This window comes from Pseudomonas sp. GW821-FHT09C10 (assembly GCF_059418085.1).
Genome location: NZ_JBWKPE010000021.1, coordinates 78,498 through 93,202 on the forward strand (window position 1 = coordinate 78,498; position 14,705 = coordinate 93,202).

Consider the following 14,705-nt stretch of genomic DNA (forward strand, 5'->3'; position numbering starts at 1 on the left):
GGCTGGAAACTCAACGAATACCCTTGAGTCATAGAATGCACATCCACCGTTGCCAGGAAAATCGAGCATGATTCGCACCACACTCGCCGCCGGCGCCCTGCTTCTCGCCGTGTGCGGCACTGCCGCCGCTGCCGACAACCCGGCGCTGAAAAAATGCATGGACGGCGCTAACACCACCGCTGACATGGTTGGTTGCAACGTCAAGGAAACCAAGGTGCAAGACACGCGCCTGAACAAAGCCTACAAAACCGCCCTCGCCGCCCAGGAAGGCAACCGCAGGCAGCAACTGCAGGACCTGCAGCGCCTGTGGATCAAATACCGGGACGCCAATTGTGCCTTCGCCGGCTCCGCCACCGGTGGCACCATCGACCAGGTCAACGGCACCGGCTGCGTGCTGGACATGACCCAGACCCGCGCCCAGGAACTGGAAGACCTGGTCGGGCCATAAAATCAGTCGTGATGCACCCTCGCACGCTTGAGCAGCTTCTTGCAGCGTTCGGACAAATGCAGCACGCGCAAATGCTTGCCGGCCTTGCTGTAGCGCTCGCGCAGGGTCATCAGCGCGGCAATTGCCGAGTAGTCGACAAAGCTCAGGTGACGGCAATCCAGCGTCACCTGGGCGGGGTCGTTGGCCGGGTCGAACTGGTTCAGGAACGGCGTCGTCGAGGCAAAGAACAGCGTGCCGTGCAGGCGATAGAGCTTGCTGCCATCCGCTTCCAGATGCTCATCGGCGTACAGCTCACGGGCCTGTTGCCAGGCAAAGTTCAGTGCTGCGATCACGATGCCGCACAGCACGGCGGTGGCCAGGTCGGTGAACACCGTGATCACCGTTACCGCGATAATCACCAGCACATCATTGAGCGGCACCTTGTTGATCACCCGCAGGGACGCCCAGGCGAAGGTCTGCTGGGACACCACGAACATCACCCCCACCAGCGCCGCCAGCGGGATCCGCTCGATCAGCGGTGACAGAAACAAAATAAACAGCAGGATCATCACCCCGGCGAACACCCCGGAGAAACGTCCGCGCCCGCCGGAGCTGAGGTTGATCACGGTTTGCCCGATCATCGCGCAACCGCCCATCCCGCCGAACAGGCCCGAGAGCATATTCGCCGCGCCCAGGGCCACGCTTTCGCGGTCGGGGTAGCCACGGGTCTCGGTGATTTCGTCGGTGAGGTTCAGGGTCAGCAGGGTTTCCAGCAGGCCGACCATGGCCATCAGGAACGCATAGGGGGCGATGATGCCGAGGGTTTCCAGGGTCCAGGGGATCTGCGGCAGCGCGAAGGCCGGCAGGCCGCCGGCGATGTGGGCCATGTCGCCGAGGGTACGGGTCGGCAGGCCGAGCAGGTACACGACCAGGCCCACGCCAAGGATCGCCACCAGGGCCGGCGGCACCGCACGGGTGATGCGCGGCAGCAGGTAGACGATGGCCATGGTCACCAGCACCAGGCCCGTCATCACGTACAACGGCATGCCGCTGAGCCAGCGTTCACCGTTCTTGAAATGTTCCAACTGGGCCAGGGCAATGATGATCGCCAGGCCGTTGACGAACCCCAGCATCACCGGGTGCGGCACCATGCGCACCAGCTTGCCCAGGCGCAACAGGCCGAACGCGACCATGATCAGCCCGCCCAGCAGCACCGTGGCCAGCAGGTATTCCACGCCGTGCTGCACCACCAGCGCGACGATCACCACCGCCATCGAGCCTGCCGCCCCGGATACCATGCCGGGCCGGCCGCCGAACAAGGCGGTAAGGGTGCAGATGATAAAGGCGCCGTACAGCCCCATCAGCGGGTTGAGGTGAGCCACCAGGGCAAAGGCGATGCACTCGGGCAGCAGCGCGAAAGACGTGGTGAGGCCGGCCAGGGCATCGGCGCGCAGACGGGTGAGGTTCATGAGGTACCAGGGCATTGCGGGGGATAAGGCGGGGAATGGTACGGAATTGAGCGCGGTGGGGCCAGATTTTTAAGGCAAGCACACACCCTGTAGTGAGCGGGCTTGCCCCGCGTTGGGCTGCGAAGCAGCCCCAAAACCATTCACCGTATTTCTGTCTGAATGTATGCGATTACTGACAGGGGGCCGCTTCGCAGCCCGACGCGGGCAGGCCCGCTCGCCACAACTAAACGGCGGAAAACTTAGACCATCTCCTGGCGAATCCACTCCACCACCGACGTACGCTTCGGCGCCCAACCCAGCAACTCGCGGGCATGCCTGCCGCGCACGCGGCTGTTGGAACCCAGGCCATAGTTGGCCATTTCATAGCCCCACTCGGCCTCAGCCTCGGCCAATGGCCAATCCTGCGGCCGGCCCAGGTTCAGGGCTTGGGCAATCGCCGTGGTCATGTCGATAAACGAGGCCTCGCCGCTTTCCACAAAGTAGAACGTGCCCGGCACGTTGCGGGTCAGTGCCAGCAGGTACAGCGCCACCACGTCTTCAATGTGCACGTTGGACCAGATGTTCTGCCCGGTGCCCACATGGCGCACCACGCCGCTCTTGCGTGCCTGCTTGAGCAAGCGCGGCAGTTGCACGCTGTCGCGCTTCACACCGAGGCTGTGGCCGTAGATCAGGGTGTTGCAGATCACCGCTGAGTTCACGCCGTCTTTTGCGGCCGCCAGGATCAGGTTGTCGATGGCCACGCGGGCAGCCTTGTCGACGGTCGGCTCCGGCAGGCTGTCTTCGAAATAGATGACATCGCTGGACTTACCGCCCGACGCATCCCCCACGATGCTCGAACCGCTGGTGTGCAGGAATGGCTTATTCGAGCCTTTCAGTGCGGCCAGCAGGGTTTCCACCGCGGCACGATGGTCGCTGCTCGCAGCATTGATCACTGCATCGGCTTTATGCGCTTGCTCGGTCAACACAGCAGCATCGTCGAGGGTGCCGATCACCGGGTTGATGCCCAGGGCGGTCATTTCAGCCGCTTGCTCGGCGCTGCGTACCAGGCCGGTAACCGTGTGACCAGCCTTGACCAGGCCGGTGGCGATGGAACCGCCGATAAAACCGGCTGCGCCGGTAATGAATACGTTCATGGAGAGTGCTCCTGACGGGGTAAGTGATGGGTCCATTGTTACGGACTGATCCCTGGCGAATAAGCCCGCACCGCCCAATTCACTCTTGCGCGACAGTCACGAATCAGCACGCATACCGCGCCAGCTTGGCCTGGATAAAGTCCAGGAAGCACTGGATGCGCAGCGCCAATTGCGAGTTGCGGTAGAACACCGCGTGGATCGGTTGGCGATACCCACTGTTGAACGCCTCCAGCACCGGCACCAGGCGCCCGGCATTGATGTCTTCGACGGTCATGAAGTTCGACAGGCAACAAATGCCCTGCCCTTCCAACGCCAACTGGCGCAGGGTTTCACCACTGGACGCGGCCACGCTGGGCTCGATCAGCCAGCGGTCACCTTCCACATGGCGCAGCGGCCAGTGGTTGAGGGTTTCGGTCTGGGTAAAGCCCAGCAGGGTATGGTCAGCCAACTCGGCGACCGTCGTCGGCGTGCCGTACTGTTTGAGGTAATCAGGGCTGGCGAGGATATGCAGCGGCGTACAGCCCAGGGATCGCGCATGCAGGGTGGAGTCGGCCAGGGCACCGATGCGGATCGCAATATCGGTACTCTGTTCCAAAAGGTCGATGATCAAGTCATCGCTGTTCAACTCCAGCTGGATCTGCGGGTACAAACGGCGGAATTCGGCGATGTAGGGCACGATCCCATGCAGCATGAACGGCACGGCGGCATTGATGCGCAGGCGCCCGGCGGGGTTTTTCTGGCGTGACGACAGGCGCTCCTCCAGCTCGTCCATCTGCGCCAGGATCAGCTTGGCCTGCTCGAAGAAGTACTTGCCCTCCTCGGTCAGGTCCATGCGCCGCGTGGTGCGGTTGATCAGCGTGGTCTCAAGCTTGGCTTCCAGGCGCGACAGGGTGCGACTGACCGCCGATGGCGTCTGCCCGACCTGCTCCGCGGCGGCGGAAATCGAGCCGCACTCAATCACGCTGACGAAGATCTGTAGCTCATCGGATCGGGCTTTCACGGGCGGTCCTCGTTATCGGTGTACCGCAGCTTACACCGAGAGGTTGAACACCCGCGCCAGATGCTGTTCGTAGCGCGCCACATCCACCTCGATAGCCGGGCGTTTCATCACGTCCACGCACAGGAAGGACGGCAGGCCGGTCATGCCGAGGAACTCGTTGGCTTTGTGGAACGGGAAGTACACCGCATCCACGCCCTTGGCTTCGAAGAAGTCGGTCGGGTCGTCGAAGGCTTGCTGCGGTGCATTCCAGGTCAGTGACAGCATGTAGTGCTTGCCCTGGACCAGGCCGCCGCTGCCGTATTTCTGCGAGGCGTCGGAACGGGTGCGGCCATCGCTGGCATACAGGCTGCCGTGGCCTTCGGTGAAGACTTCGTCGATGTACTTCTTGACGATCCATGGCGCGCCCATCCACCAGCCTGGCATCTGGTAGATGATCACGTCGGCCCAGAGGAATTTGGCGACCTCTTCGGCCACGTCGTAGCCTTCGTCGATATGGGTGACCTTGACGTCGATACCGCCTCGGTCCAACACCGCCAAGGCGGTGTCATGCAGGGTGGCGTTATAGCGGCCGTCGGAGTGGGCGAACTTTTTACCGCCGTTGAGCAGGAGTACTTTTTTCATGGGAGGCATCCAGAAGGTTGAAAATGTCTGGACGCAGACTATCCACCTCGGCCCTTCGGAATAAGCGGCCACCGGGCAAAATACCTTTGACCACAAGGCACGAATTGATCATGAATTGTTAACCGCCGATCAGCAAATGCCCGCCCAGCAGTACCATGCCGATAAAAAATACCCGCTTGAACAGCACCGCACTGATGCGCTGGCGCACCACCTGGCCCAGCCACATGCCCAGCAGCGCCGGCACCAAGGCCAGCAACGAGGCGTTGATTGCGCCAGCGCCCAAGGTGCCGCGCCAGGCCAGACCGGCGGCCAGGGCCAGGGTCGATACCGTGAACGACAGCCCCAACGCCTGCACCAGTTGATCGCGATTCAATCCCAGCGCCTGCAGGTACGGCACGGCAGGAATCACAAACACACCGGTGGCCGAGGTGATAAGGCCGGTGATCAGCCCGCACACCGGGCCCAGCCAACGCTCGGTCCGGGCCTTGACCTTGAACGTGGGCAGGAACAGTCCGCTCAGTGCATACGCCAGCAACGCCGCGCCCAATGCGCGCACCACCCATTGCCCGCCGTCCATCCCCAGCCACACCGTGCCCAGCCCGGTGCCGAGGAAAATCAGCAGCAACATCGGCCATAGCCGCCGGAGCAACGCACTCAGGTGCCCGCCGAATGCCAATTGCCACAGGTTGGTGACGGTCGAAGGGATGATCAGTAATGCCGCTGCCTGCGCCGGTAGCATAGCCAGGCCGAGCATGCCCATGGCGACAGTGGGCAGGCCCAGGCCGATAACCCCCTTGACCGTACCGGCCAGCAGGAAGGTGCCGATCACCAGCAAGGTAAGGGCGGGACCGAGGTTCTGGTAAAACGCGAGGAAGGTATTCATGGGCAGAGTGTGCGACTTTTCGATGCGCTCTAAAATTCGCCATATACTGAGGCAGCCTCTTGTTTTGCGTGAGCCTGAGGCCAATCCAGTTACCCGAGCCATCAGCCATGCACTTTGACCTGATCGACCTGCGCCTCTACCTGCACACCCTCGACACCGGCAACATCACCGCCGGCGCGGCCCGCAGCCATTTATCCCTGGCCGCCGCCAGTGCCCGCATCCGGGCGATGGAGGCGTCGTTGGGCATCGAGTTTCTCCAGCGTGGACGTCGCGGCGTCACCCCCACGCCGGCGGGCAAGGCCCTGGCCCGTCACGCCCGCCTGTTGTTGCAACAGGCCGAGCACCTGCAACAGGACCTGGCGGAATACGCCAACGGCGTCAAAGGCCAGGTGCGCCTGCTGTGCAACACCACTGCGCTCAGCGAATACCTGCCGGAACTGCTCGCGGACTTTCTGCGCGAACACCCCAACCTCGATATCGACCTGCAAGAATTGCCCAGCCTGCGCATCACCCAGGCCTTGCGCCAGGGCACGGCGGAGTTGGGGATCATCTCCGACGCGGTGGACACCCACGGCTTGCAGACCTTGCCCTTTCGCGACGACCCGCTGGCGCTGATCATGCCGCACGACCATCCCCTGGCGGGCGGCACGGTGAGCTTTGTCGACAGCCTGCAATACGACTACGTGGGTTTGGCCGCCGCCAGCGCACTCGCGGTGTACCTGGAAGAACAGGCGCTGCACGCGGGCTTTCGTGTGCAGACGCGCATCCGCGCCGACGGTTTTGACGGGCTGATTCGCATGGTGGCCCGCGGCGCCGGCCTGGGCATCGTGCCCCAGGCGGCGCTGGCGCGCTGGCCAGCGCCGCGCCGCTTCCTCGCCCAACCGTTGCAGGAAGAGTGGGCTTGCCGAACGCTGCTGTTATGCGCGCGTTCGTTCGAACAATTGCCGGGTTACGCCAGGGCCTTGTTCGATGCCTTGGCCCTGCCCTTGCGGAAAACCCCGTAATACACCGCCGACAGGATCAGCAGGAACGGCACGCCAAACACCAGGGTCATCTTGAACGCTTCGGTGAAGTACGTGGTGATCATCACCGCGCCCATCAGCACCAGCCCCAATAACGTGCTGTAGGGAAACAGGCGCAACTGGAACGACAGCTTCGCGCCGCCATGGCGCTTGCGATAGCGCCGGAAGAACAGGTGCGTGAGGAAGATCATGAACCAGGTGAAGATCGCGCCAAACATCGAGATCGCCATCATCAGGGTGAACGAACTTTCCGGGTACACCAGGTTCAACAGCGTCGCCAGGGCGATGCCCGAGCTGGACAACAGCAAGGCATTCAGCGGAATGCCGCTCTTGCTCAAGGCCCCCATGGACCTGGGCGCAAAGCCGGCGCGGGACAGGCTGAACATCATGCGCGTGGTGATGTAGAGCTGGCTGTTCATCGCCGACAAGGCCGCGATCAGGATCACGAAATTCATCACCCCGGTGGCGCCGGGAATGCCGATGGTCTGCATCACCGTGACGAACGGGCTCTGGGCCTGGCCGGCCTGGTTCCACGGCACGATGGCGAGCATCAGCGCCAGGGTCAGCAGGTAAAACACCACCAGCCGCACGATGGTCGCGCGAAAGGCTTTCTTCACGGCCTGCTCCGGGTCCGCCGCTTCACCGGCGGCCACGGCAATCATCTCGACGCTCAGGTAGCTGAAGATCGACACGATCACGGCGATCCACATGCCGCTCACGCCATGGGGGAAAAACCCGTCGTGGGCCGTGTAGTTCTGCACCCCGTATTGCGGGTTGCCGGAGCCGAACACCACGTACACCGCGAGGATGATGAAGCCGACGATGGCGCTGATCTTGATCGTCGAAAACCAGTATTCGAAGTTGCCGAAAGTCTTGACGCTGATGGCGTTGAGCAGGATCAGCACGCTGGAAAACGACACGATCCACACCCATTCCGGCACGTGGGGGAACCAGTACTTCATGTACATCGCCACCGCCGTGACCTCGGCGCCCACCGCCAGCACAATCGCCGCGCAGTAGGCATAACGCACCAGGAACCCGGCCAGCGGGCTGATGTAGAACTCGGCATAGGCGCCGAAAGAGCCCGAGGTGGAATGGGCCACCGTCATCTCGGCCAGGCAGCCCATCAGCAGCAAGGTGATCAACGCGCCGATCGCGTAGCTCACCAGCACGCTGGGCCCGGCGTAGCCGATGGCATAGGCGCTGCCCATGAACAGCCCGGTGCCGATGGCGCCACCGATGGCGATCATGCTCATCTGGCCGGAAGTGAGCTGGCGCCTCAGGCCCAGTTCGCGGTGGGTGATCTCGGCAAAGCCGTGGTCTGGCGTGGTCACGTGGTGTGTCCCTTTATTATTGTGGTTGTACTATTTGGATATTGACGCAAATCCCCTGTGGGAGGGGGCTTGCCCCCGATAGCGGTGTATCAGTCGCCGGATTTGCAAGTTGACACACCGCAATCGGGGGCAAGCCCCCTCCCACATTTTGATCTGCATTATCTTCAGGTGACGCTGTGGCGCACTTTGAATTGCGGCTGGTCCCAGGTGCCGTTGTCGAGAATCTCACCGAGGATTTCCACCGCATCCCACACCTCGGTGAAGCTGGTGTACAGCGGCGTAAACCCAAAACGCATGATGCGCGGCTCGCGGTAATCACCGATCACGCCACGTGCGATCAGGGCCTGGATCACCGCATAGCCTTCCGGGTGTTCGAAGCTCACATGGCTGCCACGCCGGGCGTGTTCACGCGGCGTGATCAGCACAAGGTTGTGGGCGGCGCAGCGGCTTTCGACCAGCTCGATAAACAGGTCGGTCAGCGCCAGGGATTTGCTGCGCAGGCGGGCCATGTCGGTCTGTTCAAAAACTTCCAGGCCGCATTCCACCATCGCCAGCGACGTGATCGGCTGGGTGCCGCACAGGTAGCGGGCGATGCCGGCGCTCGGCGCATAGCTGGATTCCATGGCGAACTGCCGGGTATGCCCGAACCAGCCCGACAGCGGCTGGTGCACCAGGTCCACCAACGCCGGGTTGACCCACACGAATGCCTGGGAACCGGGGCCGCCGTTGAGGTATTTGTAAGTGCAGCCAATCGCATAGTCAGCACCGGCCCCGTGCAGGTCGATGGGCACCGCGCCGGCCGAATGCGCCAGGTCCCAGATGCTCAGCGCGCCGCATTCATGGCTCAAGGCCGTGAGCGCCTGCATGTCGTACATGTAGCCGGTCTTGTAGTTGACGTGGGTGAGCATCACCACCGCCACGTCCGCATCGATGGCCTCGGGCAATTCATCCGGGCTGTTGACCAGGCGCAGGGAATAGCCCTGTTGCAGCAACTCGGCGAGGCCCTGGGCGATGTACAAATCGGTGGGGAAGTTGTTCGCTTCGCTGACGATCACCTTGCGCGCCGGCTCACGTTGGCGCTGCACGCTCAAGGCGGCGCTGAGCACCTTGAACAGGTTGATCGAGGTGGTATCGGTGATCACCACCTCACCCTCCCGCGCACCGATCAGCGGCGCCAGGCGGTTGCCCAGGCGCTGGGACAAGTCGGCCCAGCCGGCGCTGTTCCAACTGCGGATCAAGCCATTGCCCCACTCTTGCGCGATGACCGCCTGCGCCCGCTCCAGCGCCGCCACCGGACGCGCACCGAGGGAGTTGCCGTCCAGGTAGATAACGTCCTGCGGCAAGGCGAACTGCTGACGTAGCGGCGCCAGCGGGTCCTGGGTGTCAAGGGCTTGGCAATGGCTGCGAGGGGTCATGGGCTGTCCTGGTTTTTGTCAGTGAGGATGCAGCAGATAATGAACGAAGATTTAAAGAATTTTCGTGCAAAGTGGTGGGCAACAGGCTAATTAAGCTGTAGGAAATTCGAATTTAACCCCTAAATACGCGGATTTATTCTAACCATGATCCTTGACGCCACCGACCTGCGCCTCCTGCATTTCCTGCAACAGGATGGCCGTATCAGCAACCAGGAACTGGCGGAAAAAGTCGCGTTGTCGCCCTCTGCCTGTCTGCGTCGTCTACGCCTGCTGGAGAGCGAAGGGATTATCAGCGGCTACCGTGCGGTGTTGAATGCCGAGCAGTTGGGGATTGAACTGGAGGCCATCGTCCACCTGTCATTGCGCCAGGATGTGGAGGATTGGCATGAGACGTTTATCAAGAAGGTGCAAGGCTGGCCGGAAGTGGCCAGCGCCTACGTGATCACCGGCGCCAGCAACTATGTGCTGCGGGTGCAGGCGCGCAACCTCAAGCACTTTTCGGACTTTATCGTGAACCACCTGAACCGCACGGCGGGGGTGATGGATATCCGCTCGGAGATTGTGCTGCAGAAAATCAAGGATCGGGATGAGGTGCTTGATCTGGTCGTTCGCAAATAGTCAGCCACAATACCGATCAAATGTGGGAGGGGCGGTGCGACGATTCGCCTTGCCCTCGATAGCGGTGTGTCAGTCACTTAAATGTTTACTGATCCGCCGCTATCGGGGGCAAGCCCCCTCCGACATTTTTGACCGTGTTGATCAATCCTCCAACGCGCGAACCCGCTGCATGCGTTTTTGCTCTACCGGCGCTGCGGCGGTTTGCAACTCAAAGTCAAAATCAATCTGTGCAAACCGCCCCTCCACGCCAAACTCCCGTGCCAGTTGCTGATCGTCACTGAAGCGAATCTCGGCAATCAACTCATCCCGCGTCGCGTAGGCAAAATCATCGTGCAGGTAGGGGTCATCCGACAGGTTGATCTGGGTGGTCAAGTGCCGATACCCCGGCGCCGAGATAAAGAAGTGGATATGCGCCGGGCGCTGCCCGTGTCGCCCCAGTTGATCGAGCAACTGCTGGGTCGGCCCGGTCGGCGGGCAGCCGTAGCCCGACGGCACGATGCTGCGAAAGCGGTAGTTGCCCTGGGCGTCGGTCTCGATACGCCGACGCAGGTTGAATTCGGATTGCGTCGGGTCGAACCACGAATAGGTGCCACCGGTATTGGCCTGCCACACATCGACAATCGCCCCGGCCAACGGCTTGCCGTCGGTGTCGCGCACCTGCCCGCGCATAAACAGCGGCACCGCGTCGTCCTTGCCATCGTCCAGCCGTGCCTCGTATTTCGACAGCGGCGCGCCGGCCACATACAGCGGACCTTCGATGGTGCGCGGGGTACCACCGGACTTGCCGGCTTCCTCGTCGGCGGCGTCCATCAGCATATCCAGGTAATGCTCCAGGCCGAGCCCGGCGGCGAGCAGTCCGGCCTCCTGGTGCTTGCCCAGTTCGTTGAGATAGTTGACCGCCTTCCAGAACTCTTCCGGGGTCACGTCCAGGTCTTCGATGATGTTTACCGTATCGCGCAGGATGCGGTAGATCAGCGCCTTGGCGCGCGGGTTGCCGCCGTCAGTGAGGTTGCCGCTGGCTTCTTCGAGAAAGCGTTGGGCGTGGGCAGTCTGGGACAGTCGGATGGACATGGTGCGTTCCTCATCTTGTAGTTATCAGGGTGAAAACCGGCCTAGCGGTCGTCTTCATGGATCGACGAAGGGTGCCGGCACAAGGCATTCACTTCGATGGCCATGTAGGGGTAAAGCGGCAGTTGCATCAGCAGGTCATGCAGTTCTTGCACGCTGTCGACGTCGAACACGCTGTAGTTGGCGTAGAGCCCGGCGATGCGCCATAAGTGGCGCCATTTGCCCTGGTGCTGCAGACGCTGGGCAAAGGCCTTTTCGTCGGCCTTGAGGCTGGCGGCGCGCTCGGGGTGCATGTCGACGGGCAGGTTCACGGTCATTTTTACGTGGAACAACATGGGCGGCGCCTCTTAGTGTTTGTCACGACGGAAGAACGCCAGGCGCTCCTCATCGATGGCCAGGCCCAGGCCCGGCAAGTGGGAGACATGCAGCTGGAAATCGCGGTACAGCGGCGGCTCGGCAAGAATGTCTTCGGTCAGCAACAGCGGGCCGAACAACTCGGTACCCCATGCCAGCCTGTTCAGCGTGAGGAAGGCATGCGCCGACGCCAGGGTGCCGATCCCCCCTTCCAGCATGGTGCCGCCGTACAGGCCGATACCGGCGGCCTCGGCAATCGCGGCGGTGCGCAATACCGCGCGGGGGCCGCCGTTCTTGGCGATCTTCAGGGCGAACACCGAGGCCGCGCCTTCACGGGCCAGGTTGAAGGCCTCTTCGACACACTCGATGGATTCGTCGGCCATGATCGGCGCCGGGCTCGACAGGTTGAGCCGGGCCATGCCGCCACGGTTGTTACGCGAGATCGGCTGTTCGATCAGGTCGATGCCGTGTTCGCCGAGCACCTTGCACGCCCGCAGGGCCACGGCTTCGTCCCAGGCCTGGTTGACGTCGACGCGCACGCTGGCACGTTCGCCCAGGGCCTGTTTGATCGCGATGACATGGGCCAGGTCCTCGCCCACTTCACCGGCACCGATCTTCAATTTAAAGATGCGGTGGCGGCGCAGGTCGAGCATCTTTTCGGCCTCGGCAATGTCCTGGGCGGTATTGCCGCTGGCGAGGGTCCAGGCCACCGGCAGTGCATCGCGCACACGCCCACCGAGCAGTTCACTGACCGGCAGGTTCAGGCGCTTGCCGAGGGCGTCGAGCAAGGCGCTTTCGATACCGGATTTGGCAAAGGTGTTGCCGCGAATGCTGCGTTCCAGGCGCAACATGGCCGCGTTGATATTGCTGGCGTCCTGGCCGATCAGCAATGGGGCGAAGTGACGGTCGATGTTGACCTTGATGCTCTCGGGGCTCTCGTTGCCGTAGCTCAGGCCGCCGATGGTGGTGGATTCGCCGATGCCTTCGATGCCGTCGGCGCAGCGCACGCGGATGATCACCAGGGTCTGGTTTTGCAGGGTGTGCATCGCCAGCTTGTGCGGGCGAAGGGTGGGAAGGTCGACGATAATGGTCTCGATCGACTCGATGGCGCAAATCGGCATGGCAATACCCGCTGGGTTCTTTATAGATTTACGTCGATTCTGTGCCGCATTTTTCCTGGCTTCCAATATAGAATTGGTCTCGATCAATACCCTCAAGGTATGAAAGGAGCCGTTATGGAACTGCGTCATCTGCGCTACTTCCAGGTGCTGGGGCAGACCCTCAACTTCACCCGTGCGGCCGAACGCCTGCACATCGCCCAGCCGCCGTTGAGCCGGCAGATCCAGCAATTGGAAGAGGAATTGGGCGTGGTCCTGCTGGAGCGTGGCCGACCGCTGCGGCTGACCGAAGCCGGGCGGTTTTTCTATGAGCACGCCAATGTGTTGCTCGAACAATTGGCCACGGTCTGCGACAACACGCGCCGCATCGGCCAGGGCGAGAAGACCTGGCTGGGCATCGGCTTTGCGCCGTCGACCTTGTATGGCGTGCTGCCGGAGTTGATCCGACGGTTGCGCACCCATGAGGCGTTGGAGCTGGAACTGGGGTTGTCGGAGATGACCACCTTGCAGCAGGTCGAAGCGCTCAAGGCAGGACGTATCGACGTGGGCTTCGGGCGCATTCGCATCGACGACCCGGCCATCGTCCAGCGTGTGCTGGTGGAGGATCGGTTGGTCGCCGTGCTGCCCGCCGGCCACCCATTGCTCGATGCACCCGCGACCCTCGCCCAACTGGCCGCCGAGCCGTTTGTGCTCTACCCCGGCAACCCGCGCCCCAGCTATGCCGACCATGTGATCGCACTGTTCGACGCCCACGGCCTGAGCCTCAAGGTGGCGCAGTGGACCAACGAACTGCAGACCGCCATAGGCCTGGTCGGTGCAGGCATGGGCGTGACACTGGTGCCGGCGTCGGTGCAGGTGCTGCATCGCGCGGATATCGGCTACACGCCGGTTGTGGAAGCGACGGCGACCTCGCCGATCATTCTCAGCCGACGGGTGAATGATCAGTCGCCGGGGCTCAGTCATTGCCTGCAGTTGGTTGAAGAACTGATCTGAAATCGCCCAGGCACCGCCCCTCCCACTGGTTGATCTTCATCAGGTTCAAGTACTGCGCATACGCATGCGTTGCAGCGTCTGGCTGGGGGATTCATCGAACAGTTTTCGATACTCCGCCGAGAACCGCCCCAGGTGGGTAAAGCCCCAGCCGAAGGCAATCTCGGAGATGGTGCGGATCGATCCATGCTCGAGGATTTCCTGGCGCACCGCACTCAACCGGTGCTTCTTCAGGTAGGCCATGGGTGACAGGGCAAAGTACTTGCGAAACGCATCGAACAGCTTGAACCGCGACACCCCGGCAGCGGTTTCCAGGTCTTCCAGGTGCAGCGCCTCGCGGGCGTTGTCGTGAATGTACTGGCGCGCACGGATCAGGTAATGGGGCAGTTTCACCCCCAATACGTCGCGCAGTTCTTCCGAGTAGTTGTTCGGCTGGGCGAGGATCAGGCCCTTGATCAATGAGCTTTCCAGGTCACGGGTGAACGCCGCCTGTTCATACAATTCGCTACGGCACTCCAGCTCCGCGATGAAGTAGCGCGCCATGCGCCACCACGACGCCGACGCCCCCTCCACCGCATCCATCACCGGTTCAAATTGCAGCGGCGCCTCGATCGGCCGTTGCAGCAAGCCCTCCAGCGACTCGCTCATCGCCGCCCGCGTGATCACCACCTGCAACTTGCGACAGTCACCGGATATGGCCAGCACCTGGTGCTCGTTGGGCGCGATGATCACGCCCTGGTCGCGGTTGGAACTCAGGCGTTGGCCGTTCTTGCTCAGCTCCTGCTCCCCCACCAACGGCAGCGTGAGGCTGTAGCTGCTGAAGTGCTCGGCGTCTTCGATATCGATGGTCACGTCGGTGCCGTACTCGATCACCCCCAGGGTGGTGGCCCGGGACTTGAACACGTTGGCACTGTGATGAAAGCGAAGGCGCTCGGGCGTGGCCGTCACCAGGCGGTGCGGTCCGCAAATGCCGGACATCCAGCTGCGGGCGCCTTCGAGGTCGAAGCGTTGGACATGGATATCGCGTGTAGGACTATTCATCAGTGTGCACCCACGGCGGTCAGGCGGTTGCGCGCTCTGGCGGCGCGTCGTTGTGGTTCCACAGCAAGTTCTACGCCACGCCGACCCGATTGCAACCGGGTGGATAGCAACGGCCGACTATGTGGATAAACCACAGGTTTTGCCGCCCCTGGCCGCACCGGACAGTGGCGCGTTGCGTCACCGCCCCGCACCGCCGTGGGTATTTGCTGCCC

At 62.3% G+C, this 14,705-nt stretch carries 15 protein-coding genes; 4 read left to right on the plus strand and 11 right to left on the minus strand.

Going from position 1 to position 14,705, the window contains the following annotated elements; translation table 11 throughout:
• Window positions 1–67: 67 nt before the first annotated feature.
• The gene (locus AC07OT_RS29365; RefSeq protein WP_405126434.1) at window positions 68–448 is read left to right on the plus strand and encodes a lysozyme inhibitor LprI family protein; all 381 of its coding nucleotides are present in this window, start codon (window positions 68–70) and stop codon (window positions 446–448) included.
• 2 nt (window positions 449–450) lie between these two features.
• Here the strand turns inward: AC07OT_RS29365 and AC07OT_RS29370 are convergent, their stop codons facing one another.
• The 5 genes from AC07OT_RS29370 to AC07OT_RS29390 all read right to left on the minus strand — a co-directional run bounded on the left by AC07OT_RS29370 (window position 451) and on the right by AC07OT_RS29390 (window position 5,533).
• Window positions 451–1,896: a SulP family inorganic anion transporter gene (locus tag AC07OT_RS29370; protein ID WP_495109725.1), complete on the minus strand. Its 1,446-nt coding sequence runs from the start codon at window positions 1,894–1,896 to the stop codon at window positions 451–453.
• 239 nt (window positions 1,897–2,135) lie between these two features.
• Window positions 2,136–3,029, minus strand: coding sequence for an NAD-dependent epimerase/dehydratase family protein (locus AC07OT_RS29375; RefSeq protein WP_495109726.1), 894 nt, complete (start codon window positions 3,027–3,029; stop codon window positions 2,136–2,138).
• A gap of 103 nt (window positions 3,030–3,132) precedes the next feature.
• Window positions 3,133–4,029, minus strand: coding sequence for a LysR family transcriptional regulator (locus tag AC07OT_RS29380; RefSeq protein ID WP_065947220.1), 897 nt, complete (start codon window positions 4,027–4,029; stop codon window positions 3,133–3,135).
• Window positions 4,030–4,059: 30 nt separating this feature from the next.
• Window positions 4,060–4,650: an NADPH:quinone oxidoreductase MdaB gene (mdaB, locus tag AC07OT_RS29385; protein ID WP_495109727.1), complete on the minus strand. Its 591-nt coding sequence runs from the start codon at window positions 4,648–4,650 to the stop codon at window positions 4,060–4,062.
• Between the two features lie 118 nt (window positions 4,651–4,768).
• Window positions 4,769–5,533, minus strand: coding sequence for a sulfite exporter TauE/SafE family protein (locus tag AC07OT_RS29390; protein ID WP_495109728.1), 765 nt, complete (start codon window positions 5,531–5,533; stop codon window positions 4,769–4,771).
• Window positions 5,534–5,640: 107 nt separating this feature from the next.
• Between AC07OT_RS29390 and AC07OT_RS29395 the strand changes: the two genes are divergently transcribed.
• Window positions 5,641–6,537: a LysR substrate-binding domain-containing protein gene (locus AC07OT_RS29395; RefSeq protein ID WP_141155997.1), complete on the plus strand. Its 897-nt coding sequence runs from the start codon at window positions 5,641–5,643 to the stop codon at window positions 6,535–6,537.
• On the opposite strand, the gene AC07OT_RS29400 is transcribed toward AC07OT_RS29395, so the two are convergent.
• Together AC07OT_RS29400 and kynU are read right to left on the minus strand one after the other, a co-directional pair.
• Window positions 6,483–7,889 (minus strand): amino acid permease, encoded by a 1,407-nt coding sequence (locus AC07OT_RS29400; protein WP_495109729.1) that lies wholly within the window; start codon window positions 7,887–7,889, stop codon window positions 6,483–6,485. The two genes, AC07OT_RS29395 and AC07OT_RS29400, sit on opposite strands and share 55 nt — an antisense overlap.
• Window positions 7,890–8,053: 164 nt before the next feature.
• The gene (kynU, locus tag AC07OT_RS29405; RefSeq protein WP_495109730.1) at window positions 8,054–9,304 is read right to left on the minus strand and encodes a kynureninase; all 1,251 of its coding nucleotides are present in this window, start codon (window positions 9,302–9,304) and stop codon (window positions 8,054–8,056) included.
• A 144-nt stretch (window positions 9,305–9,448) separates the two neighbouring features.
• On the opposite strand from kynU, the gene AC07OT_RS29410 reads away from it, so the two are divergent.
• Complete coding sequence (locus AC07OT_RS29410; RefSeq protein WP_003176072.1) at window positions 9,449–9,922, plus strand: Lrp/AsnC family transcriptional regulator; 474 nt, start codon at window positions 9,449–9,451, stop codon at window positions 9,920–9,922.
• A gap of 141 nt (window positions 9,923–10,063) precedes the next feature.
• On the opposite strand, the gene catA is transcribed toward AC07OT_RS29410, so the two are convergent.
• Genes catA through AC07OT_RS29425 form a run of 3 tightly spaced genes read right to left on the minus strand, consistent with a single transcriptional unit; the run spans window position 10,064 to window position 12,465 of the window.
• Window positions 10,064–10,993 (minus strand): catechol 1,2-dioxygenase, encoded by a 930-nt coding sequence (catA, locus tag AC07OT_RS29415; RefSeq protein ID WP_495102776.1) that lies wholly within the window; start codon window positions 10,991–10,993, stop codon window positions 10,064–10,066.
• A gap of 41 nt (window positions 10,994–11,034) precedes the next feature.
• Window positions 11,035–11,325 carry a muconolactone Delta-isomerase gene (gene catC / locus AC07OT_RS29420; protein ID WP_027607668.1) on the minus strand — a complete coding sequence of 97 codons (291 nt, stop codon included), beginning with the start codon at window positions 11,323–11,325 and terminating at the stop codon, window positions 11,035–11,037.
• Window positions 11,326–11,337: 12 nt separating this feature from the next.
• Complete coding sequence (locus tag AC07OT_RS29425) at window positions 11,338–12,465, minus strand: muconate cycloisomerase family protein (RefSeq protein ID WP_495109731.1); 1,128 nt, start codon at window positions 12,463–12,465, stop codon at window positions 11,338–11,340.
• Window positions 12,466–12,579: 114 nt separating this feature from the next.
• Between AC07OT_RS29425 and AC07OT_RS29430 the strand changes: the two genes are divergently transcribed.
• Window positions 12,580–13,455, plus strand: a complete 876-nt coding sequence (locus AC07OT_RS29430; protein WP_414886824.1) for a LysR family transcriptional regulator — start codon at window positions 12,580–12,582, stop codon at window positions 13,453–13,455.
• Between the two features lie 45 nt (window positions 13,456–13,500).
• On the opposite strand, the gene AC07OT_RS29435 is transcribed toward AC07OT_RS29430, so the two are convergent.
• Window positions 13,501–14,493, minus strand: a complete 993-nt coding sequence (locus tag AC07OT_RS29435; protein ID WP_065938987.1) for an AraC family transcriptional regulator — start codon at window positions 14,491–14,493, stop codon at window positions 13,501–13,503.
• Window positions 14,494–14,705 lie beyond the last annotated feature (212 nt).

Excerpts from the sequence above, each read along its gene's own strand:
- AC07OT_RS29365 (WP_405126434.1), top strand. The coding sequence starts at position 68 with ATGATTCGCACCACACTCGCCGCCGGCGCCCTGCTTCTCGCCGTGTGC.
- AC07OT_RS29370 (WP_495109725.1), bottom strand. The coding sequence starts at position 1,896 with ATGAACCTCACCCGTCTGCGCGCCGATGCCCTGGCCGGCCTCACCACG.
- AC07OT_RS29375 (WP_495109726.1), bottom strand. The coding sequence starts at position 3,029 with ATGAACGTATTCATTACCGGCGCAGCCGGTTTTATCGGCGGTTCCATC.
- mdaB (WP_495109727.1), bottom strand. The coding sequence starts at position 4,650 with ATGAAAAAAGTACTCCTGCTCAACGGCGGTAAAAAGTTCGCCCACTCC.
- AC07OT_RS29390 (WP_495109728.1), bottom strand. The coding sequence starts at position 5,533 with ATGAATACCTTCCTCGCGTTTTACCAGAACCTCGGTCCCGCCCTTACC.
- AC07OT_RS29395 (WP_141155997.1), top strand. The coding sequence starts at position 5,641 with ATGCACTTTGACCTGATCGACCTGCGCCTCTACCTGCACACCCTCGAC.
- kynU (WP_495109730.1), bottom strand. The coding sequence starts at position 9,304 with ATGACCCCTCGCAGCCATTGCCAAGCCCTTGACACCCAGGACCCGCTG.
- AC07OT_RS29410 (WP_003176072.1), top strand. The coding sequence starts at position 9,449 with ATGATCCTTGACGCCACCGACCTGCGCCTCCTGCATTTCCTGCAACAG.
- catA (WP_495102776.1), bottom strand. The coding sequence starts at position 10,993 with ATGTCCATCCGACTGTCCCAGACTGCCCACGCCCAACGCTTTCTCGAA.
- catC (WP_027607668.1), bottom strand. The coding sequence starts at position 11,325 with ATGTTGTTCCACGTAAAAATGACCGTGAACCTGCCCGTCGACATGCAC.
- AC07OT_RS29425 (WP_495109731.1), bottom strand. The coding sequence starts at position 12,465 with ATGCCGATTTGCGCCATCGAGTCGATCGAGACCATTATCGTCGACCTT.
- AC07OT_RS29430 (WP_414886824.1), top strand. The coding sequence starts at position 12,580 with ATGGAACTGCGTCATCTGCGCTACTTCCAGGTGCTGGGGCAGACCCTC.
- AC07OT_RS29435 (WP_065938987.1), bottom strand. The coding sequence starts at position 14,493 with ATGAATAGTCCTACACGCGATATCCATGTCCAACGCTTCGACCTCGAA.